12 protein-coding genes are annotated in these 13,384 nt (G+C 53.2%); 9 read left to right on the top strand and 3 right to left on the bottom strand.

The features are described 5' to 3' along the window. Window positions 1-12: 12 nt before the first annotated feature. Window positions 13-855: an outer membrane protein OmpK gene (locus CPA45_RS11415; RefSeq protein WP_096651663.1), complete on the bottom strand. Its 843-nt coding sequence runs from the start codon at window positions 853-855 to the stop codon at window positions 13-15. A 279-nt stretch (window positions 856-1,134) separates the two neighbouring features. On the opposite strand from CPA45_RS11415, the gene CPA45_RS11410 reads away from it, so the two are divergent. The 6 genes from CPA45_RS11410 to cyoE all read left to right on the top strand — a co-directional run bounded on the left by CPA45_RS11410 (window position 1,135) and on the right by cyoE (window position 7,109). Next, a complete protein-coding gene (locus CPA45_RS11410; RefSeq protein ID WP_096651662.1) occupies window positions 1,135-1,902 on the top strand; it encodes a DeoR/GlpR family DNA-binding transcription regulator in 768 nt (255 codons plus the stop codon). Between the two features lie 313 nt (window positions 1,903-2,215). Next, on the top strand, window positions 2,216-3,259 hold the full coding sequence (gene cyoA / locus CPA45_RS11405) for a ubiquinol oxidase subunit II (RefSeq protein WP_096651661.1): 1,044 nt from the start codon (window positions 2,216-2,218) through the stop codon (window positions 3,257-3,259). A gap of 2 nt (window positions 3,260-3,261) precedes the next feature. Next, a complete protein-coding gene (gene cyoB, locus CPA45_RS11400; protein WP_096651660.1) occupies window positions 3,262-5,286 on the top strand; it encodes a cytochrome o ubiquinol oxidase subunit I in 2,025 nt (674 codons plus the stop codon). Beyond that, a complete protein-coding gene (cyoC, locus tag CPA45_RS11395; protein WP_096651659.1) occupies window positions 5,286-5,897 on the top strand; it encodes a cytochrome o ubiquinol oxidase subunit III in 612 nt (203 codons plus the stop codon). Before cyoB ends, cyoC begins: the two co-directional genes overlap by 1 nt. Before the next feature lies 1 nt (window position 5,898). Beyond that, window positions 5,899-6,228 carry a cytochrome o ubiquinol oxidase subunit IV gene (cyoD, locus tag CPA45_RS11390; RefSeq protein WP_078086645.1) on the top strand — a complete coding sequence of 110 codons (330 nt, stop codon included), beginning with the start codon at window positions 5,899-5,901 and terminating at the stop codon, window positions 6,226-6,228. Then, window positions 6,186-7,109 (top strand): heme o synthase, encoded by a 924-nt coding sequence (gene cyoE / locus CPA45_RS11385; RefSeq protein WP_096651658.1) that lies wholly within the window; start codon window positions 6,186-6,188, stop codon window positions 7,107-7,109. The genes cyoD and cyoE overlap by 43 nt, the downstream gene beginning before the upstream one ends. Window positions 7,110-7,434: 325 nt before the next feature. Here cyoE and CPA45_RS11380 read toward each other — a convergent pair whose 3' ends face one another. Together CPA45_RS11380 and pdxR are read right to left on the bottom strand one after the other, a co-directional pair. Next, window positions 7,435-8,127: a glutamine amidotransferase gene (locus tag CPA45_RS11380; RefSeq protein WP_096651657.1), complete on the bottom strand. Its 693-nt coding sequence runs from the start codon at window positions 8,125-8,127 to the stop codon at window positions 7,435-7,437. 150 nt (window positions 8,128-8,277) lie between these two features. Further along, complete coding sequence (pdxR, locus tag CPA45_RS11375; protein ID WP_096651656.1) at window positions 8,278-9,777, bottom strand: MocR-like pyridoxine biosynthesis transcription factor PdxR; 1,500 nt, start codon at window positions 9,775-9,777, stop codon at window positions 8,278-8,280. A gap of 176 nt (window positions 9,778-9,953) precedes the next feature. Between pdxR and CPA45_RS11370 the strand changes: the two genes are divergently transcribed. From CPA45_RS11370 to glyA, 3 genes are all read left to right on the top strand, one after another. After that, on the top strand, window positions 9,954-10,769 hold the full coding sequence (locus CPA45_RS11370) for a YggS family pyridoxal phosphate-dependent enzyme (RefSeq protein WP_096651655.1): 816 nt from the start codon (window positions 9,954-9,956) through the stop codon (window positions 10,767-10,769). A 73-nt stretch (window positions 10,770-10,842) separates the two neighbouring features. Beyond that, window positions 10,843-12,051, top strand: coding sequence for an aspartate aminotransferase family protein (locus CPA45_RS11365; protein WP_096651654.1), 1,209 nt, complete (start codon window positions 10,843-10,845; stop codon window positions 12,049-12,051). Between the two features lie 12 nt (window positions 12,052-12,063). After that, window positions 12,064-13,359 (top strand): serine hydroxymethyltransferase, encoded by a 1,296-nt coding sequence (glyA, locus tag CPA45_RS11360; RefSeq protein ID WP_096651653.1) that lies wholly within the window; start codon window positions 12,064-12,066, stop codon window positions 13,357-13,359. The last annotated feature ends 25 nt before the right edge of the window (window positions 13,360-13,384 follow it).

Here is a 13,384-nt window from a genome sequence, read left to right as displayed (position 1 = left end):
AGAGTAACTCGTTTATAGTAGGTTGAGCTTGATGGAGTAAATCATCGCGTTTTGGTAAGCATCCGGAGTACCCAGCTTATTCTCCGAGTAGCGATACTGCACACCAGTGGTAATCAGGTCTGAAGGGTGCCACCACAGACTCAGCGCACCGTTGGTACCAACGCTGCCAGCTGTGCCGTTCACATAGTTCTGTGATAGGTAATCGCTGTCGCGTCCGAAGGTTTGCTCGTGCCAATTGGTTATGCTGAAGTTTTGATCAAACGCCGCAAAGTCGTAGCCTGCTACCCAGCCCGCCATGTAACCGTTCATGCCGGTATAGCCGTCGCTTTGTACCCGTGCAGCACCGATAAACGGCTTGAACCATAGTCCGTTTGCGAAGGTGGTGCGATAACCTAAGCCCAAAATCTGATCTTGCTCCCGGGCGTTAAAACCGTAATCGCGAAAATCATAGACATGGACATAAAGCGATAGTGGGCTGTCACCCAGGTAAATATGTGAGGTGATTTTGCCCGCTGTACGGAAGTTATCTTTACCGCCGCTGGATTCATCAAACTGGTTATTAGTCGGGTTCTCGAAGTCGAAGAAACCGTAAAATTCGCCCCAGCTATAGCCAACGCCACCTTCGATTTCAACAAATGTGAAGTCACTTTTCGCGGCGTTATTCGCGGTGCGCGCCTCGGTTCCGCGGGACCAGTCCAGATAGTTCAGCGATACGTTAGCGAATGACCAAACCGGTGTCATTGGGGTATTCGCGGGCTCGTTAGCTAGCGCAGGTGTTGCCAAGGTAGCCCCTGCCAGTAAAACGCCAGCGCCAAGCGAGACGAAAGGGGAGCGAGTGTGAGTTAGAGCAGTCATGAAAGCCTCAACAAGTTTGTCACGGCGCCAGTATGAGTGGCGTTCCGAAGTTGTGGGTCGTGCGGGCTAGCGTTAATGTTAAAATTATAACATTCAGTGTTATTTTTTTAACGTTGATTTGCAAGCAATGTCACATCAACGCTTTCTTTGTGTGATATACCGCGCATGGCAGCGAACAATATTGCGATGCAGTGGTAATACGGCGACGGCTGACTCAACATAGGCGGTAGTTCTACCGCGAATGTCGATAACAACATGAATGATAAGGAGATGCTTGCTATGAATGACCGGAGTGCACAGCGTCTGGCGATGCTGCAAGAAGCGCTTGCCAGCGGAGGAACCTTGCACCTACGGGATGCTGCCGAGCTGTGTGGTGTGTCGGAAATGACCATTCGGCGAGATCTCTCTACACAACCATCTCCAATTAGCCTGCTAGGCGGGCGCCTGGTAATGGCGAGTTATCCTGGCGTAACTCCGGTATATGATCTTACCGAGCAGCAGGCTAGCCATTACCAAGTGAAGCATCGCTTATGCCAGCGTGCCGCCCGCTTTATAGAGGAGGGCGACACACTTTTTATCGACTGTGGTTCAACACTGATTCCGCTGCTAGGGCAACTGAGCCATTTTCGCGAGCTTACGGTGGTGACTTATGCGCTTAACGTTGCTAATTCGGTGGCTGCGCTACCTAATGTACGGTTAGTTCTGTTAGGGGGACTATTTCATGCCTCATCGCAATCCTTTGGTAGCGATGGGATGAGAGCATCGATAGAGCGCTTGGGCATCAACAAAGCGTTAATTTCGGCTGCAGGTGTTGATTGTGAACGTGGCGTAAGTTGTTTTCACTTCCATGAAGTGGCGCCTAAACAAGCCGCGATTGCCACTGCTATGCAACGCTTACTGATAGTCGATGCCAGCAAGTTTGGGATAGTGCGCCCAGCCTATTTTGCCTCGTTGTCTGATTTCGATATTGTTGTGACTGACGATGAGCGCGCGCCTGAATTGTTAAACCGCCACCCACAGGCATCGCTTAGCGTCACGGTTGCCTAGCACATCTTTGAGCATTCTGGGTGCGGCAAAGCGCCTCTTTCTGATTGACTCAGATCAATAGAAAATACTTTAGTCTTAGTTTATGCACGCATCGTGCTAGCTATGGCTCGCTACCAACCCCATCCGGTAGCGCATATTTTTCCCGGAGCAACACACACTCACTGTTTTGGGAAAAGTATGGGGTATTAGTTAGCGTGCTATTTAGGTGGCTAGTTAGCAGGCTTTTAGCTGGCTAGGTGGTTGGCGGTACAGTTGGCTAGGTAGTTGTCTTAGTAGCGCGCTATTTTGGACCACTCTCTGACGAGATCACACCATGCAACGACATACCCTCTGGCGCAGGCGAGGCACTCTTGTGCTCGTCGTATTGTGCCTGTTGTTAACGGGCTGCAGTTCTGCATTGCTGGATCCTAAGGGGCAGATTGGCGTTGAGCAGCGCTCGCTAATCCTGACCTCGTTTGGGTTGATGCTGATTGTGGTTATTCCCGTAATTGCCATGACACTACTGTTCGGCTGGCGTTATCGGCGCAGTAATAGCGTGGCTAAGTATCTGCCTGACTGGGCCCACTCCAATGTGATTGAGGCTGTCGTCTGGATCGTGCCTTGCGCGATTATCGCGGTTCTTGCGCTGTTAACCTGGCAAACCTCCCATAGTCTGGATCCCCACAAGTCTATCGAAAGCGATACTGCTTCGATGGAAATCCAGGTGGTGGCACTAGATTGGAAATGGCTGTTTATCTACCCCGAACAGGGCATTGCCAGTGTCAATGAACTGGCCTTTCCGGTGGATACGCCAGTGCGCTTCCGAGTCAGCTCCGGCTCGGTTATGAACGCCTTTTTTATTCCCCATCTCGGTAGCCAGATCTATGCCATGGCAGGCATGGATAATGATGTCCACCTGATTGCGGATGAAGTTGGTGTTTACCCTGGCCGCTCCACCAATTATAGCGGTGCAGGCTTCTCGGGAATGACGTTCGATGCTCGCGTGACTACCCCCGCTGAATTTGATGAGTGGGTTGCCAGCGTGCGGGCTTCCGGCGAAACCCTGACTTACCCCGATAGCTATAGCGATTTAGCCAAGCCGAGCGAATACCACCCGGTGGAGTACTTCTCTGCGGTATCACCTGAGTTATATGAGTCGATTTTGACGAGCTTCCACACCGGAGGTGTCGGCCATGGAGGTCATGGTGGCCACAGCGAAGTCATGGGCGATGTTCACGACAGCCATGGTGAGTCTGGCGAGCTAGAAAGCGCAAGCGCTACCCATCATCAGGCCGCTTTCGGCCACGTTACCAATCAACATGCTAGTGAGGATCGCGCCATGAATGGCCATCCCACAAGCGTTGAAGCGGGGGGTTAAGCATGTTTGGAAAACTGACGTTAGAGTCGATTCCGTATCACGAACCGATCATTATGATCGTTGCGGCCTTCATGGCCATTGGTGGCGCCGCGTTACTAGGCGCATTAACGTACTACCGTAAGTGGGGCTGGTTGTGGAACGAGTGGTTTACCTCCGTTGACCACAAAAAGCTCGGCATTATGTACTTTGTGGTGGCGCTGGTCATGCTGCTGCGTGGCTTTGCAGATGCCATCATGATGCGTACTCAACTGGCCATGGCGGCTGGTGGAGCCGCAGGTTACCTCCCTCCTGAACACTATGACCAGATCTTCACTGCCCACGGCGTGATCATGATCTTCTTTGTCGCGATGCCGATGGTCATTGGGTTAATGAATCTCGTAGTGCCGCTGCAGATTGGCGCACGCGATGTTGCCTTTCCTTTCTTGAATAATCTGAGTTTTTGGCTGTTCGCTGTTTCAGCGATTCTGGTCAATATTTCCCTCGTCGTGGGGGAGTTTGCCAAAACCGGCTGGCTCGCTTACGCGCCTCTTTCGGGGATAGAGTTTAGTCCAGGGGTGGGGGTCGATTATTGGATATGGGCGTTACAGATATCGGGGATAGGCACGACGCTTACAGGGATTAACTTCTTCGTCACGATTCTGAAAATGCGCACCAAAGGCATGACAATGTTCCGCATGCCAATCTTTACCTGGACATCGCTGTGCGCCAACGTGCTGATTATCGCTTCTTTCCCGATTTTGACGGCGACGATCGCGCTACTGACGCTGGATCGTTACTTCGGTATGCACTTCTTCACTAATGACTTTGGCGGCAACATGATGATGTACGTCAACCTCATTTGGGCCTGGGGCCACCCCGAAGTGTACATCCTGATCCTGCCGGCGTTTGGGGTGTTCTCTGAAGTTATTGCAACCTTCGCCCGCAAGCGTTTATTTGGTTATAAAACCATGGTTTGGGCCACAGTGGCGATCACGTTGTTGTCGTTTATCGTCTGGCTGCACCACTTTTTTACCATGGGGGCGGGTGCCAACGTCAACGCCTTCTTCGGCATCATGACGATGATTATCGCCATTCCTACTGGGGTGAAAGTCTTCAATTGGCTGTTCACTATGTTCCGCGGCAGCCTGGAATTAACCTCACCAGTACTTTGGACACTAGGTTTTATTATCACTTTTACCTTGGGCGGTATGACCGGGGTAATGCTGGCAGTGCCTGCCGCCAACTTTGTACTGCATAACAGCCTGTTCGTGATTGCCCACTTCCACAACGTGATTATTGGCGGTGTGGTATTCGGCATGATGGCCGGATTGACTTACTGGTTCCCCAAGGCGTTTGGCTTCACGCTGAGTGAGAAGTGGGGTAAACGCTCGTTCTGGTGCTGGTTTATCGGCTTCTATGTGGCCTTTATGCCGCTTTACGTGCTGAGCTTCTTTGGTGCTGTGCGCCGCATGCAATCTTATAGCAATCCCGAATGGCAGCCCTGGATGATCCTAGCCTGGGTAGGCGCGGTAATTATCATGCTGGGTATTGCCTGCACCATCATTCAGTTCTGGGTGAGTATTCGTGATCGTAAGCAAAATGCTGATGTGACCGGTGACCCATGGGATGGCCGTACTTTGGAGTGGTCAACCTCTTCTCCTGCACCGTTCTACAACTTTGCGCGGCTGCCCGAAGTAGGGGATATCGACAGTTTCTGGTCGCAAAAACAGCGCAGCAACGAGCAGTTGAGTGAAGCACCTTATACCGATATTCATATGCCTCGTAATACCGTGGCCGGTCCGGTGATTAGTCTGTTTGCCCTGGTACTGGGTTTTGCGTTGGTATGGCATATCTGGTGGTTAGCTGCCGTCGGCGCGCTTGGCGTAATTGTTAGCTTCCTGGCGCGTGTCTTCAACGATGATATCGACTACTACGTTCCCGCCGCGGAAGTTGCGCGGATTGAGCGTGAGCATCAACAACGCAAGACGACGCTTACAGCTGATGATACCGAACGTCAGCAGCAAGACTATGTGGAGGCACGAGCGTAATGGCTACCAATACCCTACACCATGGCGCAACGGCCGACGCCCATGAGCACCATGATGCCAGCGGCACAAAAGTGTTCGGCTTTTGGGTCTATCTAATGAGTGACTTGGTGATCTTTGGGTCACTGTTTGCTACTTACGCCGTGCTTATGAAGGGGACGGCGGGTGGCCCCACAGCGGCGGATATTTTTGAGCTGCCCTTTGTACTGGTGGAAACCTTTTTACTGCTGGTGAGCAGCTTCACCTTTGGCATGGGTGTGCTGGCGATGAATGCCGATCGCATTAACCAGGTTAAGGCGTGGTTAGCCATCACATTTGTGCTGGGTGCGGCCTTTGTAGGTATGGAAATCTATGAGTTTCAGCACCTTATCCATCAAGGCTATGGGCCGGATCGCAGTGCCTTCCTGTCATCTTTCTTCACCTTGGTGGGGACGCATGGCCTGCACGTTACCTTCGGTTTGATCTGGATTTTGGTGATGCTGGTTCAGCTATCCACCAAAGGGTTGAACGATATGACCCGGCCAAGAATCCTGTGCCTGAGCCTGTTCTGGCACTTCCTCGATATTGTCTGGATCTGTGTCTTCTCGTTTGTTTATTTGATGGGGGTGCTGTGAGATGAGCCATTCTTCATCCAGTTCAACGACTTCCCACGGTAGCGTTAAATCGTATGTGACTGGGCTTCTGCTATCTTTAGTGCTAACCGTGATTCCATTTGCGGTCGTTATGAGCGGTGCGCTAGGCACCGGCACGACGGTGGTCGTTATCGCTGTAACAGCCGTGCTGCAGATTCTGGTTCAGCTGGTCATGTTTATGCATATGAACACCAAAGCCGACGAAGGGTGGAATGTGATGTCTTTCGCTTTCACTCTGACGATACTTGTCTTGGTAGTAGGGGGCTCTTTATGGATCATGCAGCATCTGCATCTCAACATGATGATCGGCTAACGGCGGCGCCTAGCCGTTGGCGTGACCTGCTTGCGCTGACAAAGCCGGGGATTATTGGCGGCAACCTGATTGCCACCATAGGGGGGTACTTTTTAGCCGCCCAAGGTGCCTTTGATTGGGTCACTTTTGTGTCGGTCATGGTGGGCATTGCACTGGTTATTGCTTCAGGTTGTGCGTGCAATAATGTCATTGACCGAGATATTGATGCCCTGATGGCGCGTACGCGCCATCGTCCCTTGGCTAAAGGTCGTATCTCTATCAAGCAGGCGCTGGGCGTTGCAGCCTTGCTTGGCGTCGCGGGTGTGGTGTGTTTGGCGTTGGGTACTAATGGCTTGGCTGTTGCGCTGGCGGTGATCGGTTGGGGCGTGTATGTCGGGGTGTATAGCCTCTATATGAAGCGCAATTCCGAGTATGGCACGCTCGTAGGTAGCCTTTCTGGGGCGATGCCGCCGGTCGTTGGTTACTGTGCGGTGACTGGGCAGTTTGATAGCGGTGCCTTTATGCTGCTGGTGATTTTCTGCCTGTGGCAGATGCCACACTCGTATGCCATTGCGATTTTCCGCTATGCGGATTATCGCCGGGCATCGATTCCGGTGCTGCCGGTAGTGCATGGTATTAAACGGGCAAAACACCACATTCTGGGTTATATCGTGGCGTTTATTCCTGCGTCGCTCGCCTTGGTGCTAGCCAGTCAAGCGGGTACGGGCTACCTCTGTGTTGCATTAGCAATGGGAGGCTACTGGCTTTACCTGGCACTATGCGGCTTTCGATTGGGCGATGACGTACGTTGGGCCAAAAAGGTGTTTGGCGTATCGATTTTGACCATTACCGCGATGAGTTTAGTGATGGTGCTGGAAGCCATGGTGCCGATGTGGGTGTGATCAATAACCCCTGAAAGTAGCAATGTGCTAAAAAACCGCCCCTGGTGTTGAACTGCCTGGGGCGGTTTTGGTTTTACTCCAGGAAGCCAGCACTAGTGCGTAGCAGTTCGCCGCACAGGTCTGCTGAAGGGCCGTCAGCATATGCGATGCCTTCATGCAGATGCAGAGCTGTTACCTTATTGCCAACCTTCCTATAACAACTTGTGATTGGATGAAAGTTACAACAAGTGGAAGCCACAGCAAGCGGAAGTCACCATAAACAGAGGGGGATGTAATTTATGTGTACCCAGTGGCATGGTTGTTTGCTTGCTCAACGTGCCGTTGCCTAGTTTTCAAGGTTATTCAGCCACTCTACAAGAACTGTGCGTGCGGCAATGGTTAGGCGCTCTCCCAGTCTCTCCGCATCTTCACGCAACTTGCAGGGGGCGATGTCCGCTTGGCTCAATTCGTTAGCATGGCCAATCAGCCACTGTTCGAGTTTGCTCACATCGGCTTCGAGATGAAACTGTAACCCAAGCACGTTGCTTCCAAGCGAAAACGCCTGGTTGGCTCCGATTGGAGTGCTGGCTAAGTGAACGCCTCCGGTAGGGATATCAAACTGATCGCCATGCCAGTGAAGGACTGGGGCCTCTCCCAGAGCGGCAAGCACGGACTCCTGGCCATCCGTTGTCAGTGTCACTGGCGAAAAACCGATTTCCTTGACCCCCAAGGGGTAGACCTTGGCACCCAGTGCCCTGGCGATAAGTTGGGCACCTAGACAGATTCCTAGCAGGGGTTTGCCTGCATCCAGTCGTTGACGCACAACGGCTAACTCGTCTTTGAGGAAGGGGTAGATTTGCTCGTCATAGGCGCCAATAGGGCCGCCTAGCACAATCAGCAGATCGGCATCTTGTATACCATCAATATCGTCGATGGCTGGGTCAAGGTAATGCAGCGCATAGCCCTGATCAGATAGAACGGTATCTAGTGTGCCGACGCCTTCGAAATGAAGGTGACGTAGTGCAATCGCTGTTTTCATACAAAATCCCTCAGACCATACATATCAGGAATACCGACCTTTTTTTAGATATTAGCTAAGCGATGGTCTTATGAGGTGGGCCATTTTTTTAAATTACGCTAGACCACTTTGGTTGTGTCACATGCCATTTAAAATAGGGCGAGGTTTTTTTCAGGTCTTTTTCAGAGCCTTGGAGAGGCGTAGCATGGCCATTTCGATTTCATGAGCGGTCAAGGAAGAGTAGCCTAGGAGCCAGCCTTGCTTCTTTTCCTCACTGGCATACAGCTGGCTGAGTCCTAGTAGTTGTATGCCTGCAATGGCGGCCTGTTGGATCGTCTTCTCTTCCGACCAGCCCGGCTTCAACAGGCACGGTATCTGCAAGCCACCTTCTGGCCGCAATGCTGTCACAATGCCCCCCAAATGTTGGTCGATAGACTTAAGCATGGTTTCCCTGCGTCCGGCGTAGAGTTTACGCATGGCCCGGACATGAGAGTTGTAGTGCCCGTCTTCCATAAAGCGCGCCAGTGTCAACTGGGGAATCTGTGGCGTGTGCCCATCCATGACACTGCGTGCGTAAGTGAATGCACTAACCAACTCGTCGGGTAGCACCATGTATCCCAGCCGGAGCCCAGGGTAGAGCGTTTTGCTGAAGGTGCCGATATAGATCGTTCGTTTATATTTATCCAGTCCCTGGACACAAGCGGTCGGTAGCCCGTCGTAGTGAAACTCGCTGTCGTAGTCGTCCTCAATAATCCACTTGCCGTTTTCGGCAGCCCAGCGAATCAACTCAAGTCTACGTTCCAGTGACAAGGTTGCGCCCGTGGGGTATTGATGAGAAGGGGTCACGTAGACGCAATTGGCGCCATGTTGATCTGCCCGCAATAGGTCCGTACGAATACCATGTGCATCGACGTCAATAGGAATGATTTTGGCCTCAGAGGCTTCAAATGCCTTTTTGGCACCGACGTACCCGGGGTTCTCCAACAGCATTGGTTTGCCAGCGTCCACCAACAGCTGTGCACATAGAAACAATGCCTGCCTGGTACTGCTCAGCACCAGGATTTGATCAGGAGAAACATTGGCACCGCGCTCAAGGTTTAAATAGACCGCGATTGCCTTGCGCAGTGGCTCTGCCCCTTGAGGGTCGCCATGTAGCAACGCACTCGTACGGTAGTCTTTTAATGCCTGACGCTGTAAGCGCTCCCATACATCGGTTGGAAAGTTACGGGTTTCAGGCAAGCCTTGAGCAAACGCCTTGATCACTTGTTGATCAGCTACTCCGCCACTATCGAGAATCCTTCGGCCACGTTGGCTCAGCCCCAAGCCTTGCTCAATAACGCTACGTTTGTACTCCTGTCGTTTCATGCGTTTGCGGGCTGCTCCCCTTAGCTCGTTACCCACTGTCTCGGACACATAGCTCCCCGAACCTCCTCGCCGCACAATGAAGCCATCACGATGCAGTTGTACATAGGCGTTCTCGACAGTATCGCGGGCAACACCGAGTGATTTAGATAGCGCACGAGTTGCAGGTAGTTTTACTCCTGGGCTGAGTGCGCCATCAAGAATCAGAGCACGTAAAGCTCGCTGGATACGCTGGTGTAGATCCAAACGTTGGAAGTCAGCATCGTTCAGCCTGATCTTCAGCGTCTCAAGCTCGAATGTCTTCGTCATACGGTCTGCCTTGAGGGTGACTAGTGGTCTGTTGTGGCAGACCATTCTAGTCTTAGACTATGGCTATCACCACTGCATTGTGGCCGACGATGAAGAGCGTCGTACGTAATTCTGAGCTGACAAGTTTGAACATGAATACGTCTGAACAGGGACAAGATTAAAGGAGTGCCCAACAGATGCCAGAGTCCTCCGATACACAAACTCATCACGACCAGCACGGCCGCTATCCGGAAGCCACCACGGTGGAAGACTTCCAGCGCAACCTGGCTGCGGTGCAGGCACGTATCGATACAGCTTGCCGCCGTTCCAACCGCGATCCGGCAGCGGTGCGCTTGCTGCCGGTTAGTAAGACCAAGCCAGAGGCCAGCTTGCGCTTAGCCTATGCAGCGGGCTGCCGAGTGTTGGGTGAAAACAAGGTTCAGGAGGCTTTTCGCAAATGGGAAGCCATGCAGGATTTGGATGACCTGCATTGGTCGGTTATCGGTCATCTGCAAACCAACAAGGCCAAACTGGTAGCGCGTTTCGCTAGCGAGTTTCAAGCGCTAGACAGCTTGCGCCTAGCCGAAGCTCTGGACCGCCGCCTGCAAATTGAAGGGCGCTCGCTGGACGTATTCGTGCAGGTCAATACCTCGGGAGAACCCAGTAAGTACGGCCTGGCTCCCGAGGACGTGCCAGCCTTTGTTCAAGCGTTGCCAGCATTCACGGCGCTGCGTGTGCGCGGGTTGATGACACTTGCACTGTTCTCCAGCGAGGCTGAACGAGTGCGTCAGTGCTTCGTGCTGCTACGCACTTTACGCGACCAGTTGCGGCAGAGCGCGCCAGCCAACATTGGATTGGATGAGTTATCGATGGGAATGTCGGGTGATTTCGAGATCGCCATCGAAGAAGGCGCAACAGTGGTTCGGGTAGGGCAGGCCATCTTTGGAGCTCGACCGATGCCAGATAGTCATTACTGGCCAGGCGAGCCCAGCACAGTGGTGTCGCAGCCATGAGACACGATTGCCATTTGGTAATTTTACTTTGCAGACCTCAGCTTGCTGGAGCCCACTATATAAGGATGGATATATGCCGCACACATCTTCCCACCTGATGCGGGCTTATGCCCCTCAGCCTGTTTCCTTTATACGCGGTAGTGGCGTGCATCTTTGGGATGAACAGGGCGTGGAATACCTGGATGCCATCGCAGGTGTCGCGGTCACTAGCCTAGGCCACGCTCACCCAGAGGTTACTGCCGTTATCACCGAGCAGGCTGGGATGCTGTTGCACACCTCCAACGTTTTCCGCATCGATTGGCAAGAGCGGCTAGGCGAGCGGCTGTGCACAATGTCGGGCATGGAAACGGCATTTTTCTGCAACTCAGGCGCAGAAGCCAACGAAACTGCTCTTAAATTGGCCAAGCTGCATGGGCATCGCAAGCAAGTGGCTCAGCCGAAAATAGTGGTGATGGAAAACGCATTTCATGGCCGCACCCTGGCAACGCTCGCAGCCACGGGCAACCCCGCGGCTCAGCACGGTTTCGGGCCTCTGCTACCTAGCTTCCTAAGGGTTCCCTACAACGACATTGAGGCGGTACGCCAGGCGGCGGCCCAGGAACCCGGCATCGTGGCTGTGTTGATAGAGCCGGTACAGGGTGAAGGCGGTATCCGCGTCGCCAGCCCTGACTACCTGCGTGAGTTACGTACGCTTTGTGACCAGTATGGCTGGTTGTTGATGCTGGATGAGATCCAGGCAGGCCTGGGGCGTACAGGCGCTTGGTTTGGGCACCAACACGCAGGCATCACGCCGGATGTGATGACCCTGGCGAAGGCGTTGGGTAACGGTTTTCCTATTGCTGCTTGCCTCGCGCGCGGCGCTGCAGCTGACTTGTTCTCGCCTGGCCAGCATGGCTCGACCTTCGGCGGTAATCCACTGGCCTGCCGAGTGGCCTGCACTGTGCTCGATATCATGTTCCGCGATCAGCTCCAGGAGCGGGCTGCTGTGCTGGGCGCGCGGTTACTCGGGGGATTGCAGGAGGCACTAAGCGATCATCCAAACGTCATTTCCATTCGAGGCCAGGGTCTTATGGTCGGTATTGAACTGAACCAGTCCTGTGGGGAGCTGGTTAGGCGCGCATTAGATGAACAGCACCTACTGATCACCGTTACTCGCGATACCACTATTCGATTGCTACCGCCATTGGTGTGTAACGAAGAACAGATTGACGACATTGTGGTACGCATATCTCGCCTTCTGTCGCCAGTAACTCGCTACTCAGTTCATTCATCCAAATCATAGGATCCTATCATCATGTACGACTCATCTATGGCTCTTGCTGAAATGCCTTTTGCTGAAATGCCCCTTGCTGAATTTGACGCTGAGCTAGCGGGGGCTATTAGGGACGAAGAGCGCCGCCAGGAAGATCATGTTGAGCTGATAGCCTCCGAGAACTACGCCAGCCCGCTGGTGATGGCTATCCAGAACTCGGTGTTCACCAATAAGTATGCCGAAGGCTATCCTGGTAAACGCTACTATAGCGGTTGTGAGAACGTGGACGTGGCAGAGAGACTTGCCACTGAGCGGGTGAAGGCATTATTCGATTGTGACTATGCTAACGTCCAGCCCCATGCTGGCGCACAGGCCAATGCAGCGGTGTTTCTGGCGTTGACTAACCCCGGCGATACCGTGATGGGCATGAACCTGGCCCAGGGTGGCCACCTTACCCATGGTAATCCGTCCAACTTCTCTGGGCGTCATTACAATATTGTGCCCTATGGCCTTGACCCCGAGACCGGGCTGATCAACTACGAAGAGATGGAGCGCATTGCATTAGAAACCCGTCCAAAAATGTTGATTGGCGGCTTTTCTGCCTACTCACGTCGCAAGGATTGGGCGCGCATGCGTGCCATCGCCGATAAGGTGGGAGCGATTTTTTGGGTGGATATGGCCCATGTGGCCGGCTTGGTCGCGGCGGGTGAGTATCCTAATCCTCTGCCTCACGCCCATGTGGTGACCAGCACCACTCACAAAACCTTGCGTGGTCCGCGTGGCGGTATCATCCTGGCGAAGGGGCAAGGCGAAGACTTCTACAAAAAGCTTAACTCAGCCGTATTTCCCGGTATCCAGGGCGGTCCGCTGATGCACATCATTGCTGCCAAAGCAGTTGCCTTCAAGGAAGCGCTGCTGCCGGAGTTCAGAACCTACCAGAAGCAGGTAGTAGCTAACGCCCGAACCATGGCTGCTGTACTGCAACAGCGTGGCTATAAGATCGTGTCTGGTGGGACTGATAACCACATGATGCTGATCGACCTATCGGACAAACCCTATACCGGTAAGGATGCGGATACGGCGCTGAGCAACGCTTACATCACAGCAAACAAAAACTCAGTACCGAATGACCCTCGTTCGCCCTTTGTGACATCAGGGATACGTATTGGCACTCCGGCCGTTACCACCCGTGGTTTCGGGATCGTGGAGTGCGAGCAACTGGCAGGTTGGCTATGCGACGTATTAGATGCACTAGAGCTGGGTGCCAGCGCAGAAGTGGCAAGTAGGGTGCGGGAGCAAGTGGTGGAATTGTGCCGTCGCCACCCGGTATACCGATAAACTAGTCAATACACGCTAGCGTGTG

Origin of the sequence: Vreelandella nigrificans (assembly GCF_002374315.1) — a bacterium.
GTDB lineage: Bacteria > Pseudomonadota > Gammaproteobacteria > Pseudomonadales > Halomonadaceae > Vreelandella > Vreelandella nigrificans.
The sequence above is the reverse complement of the archived record's forward strand: the minus strand, read 5'-3'. Positions and strand labels throughout refer to the sequence as shown.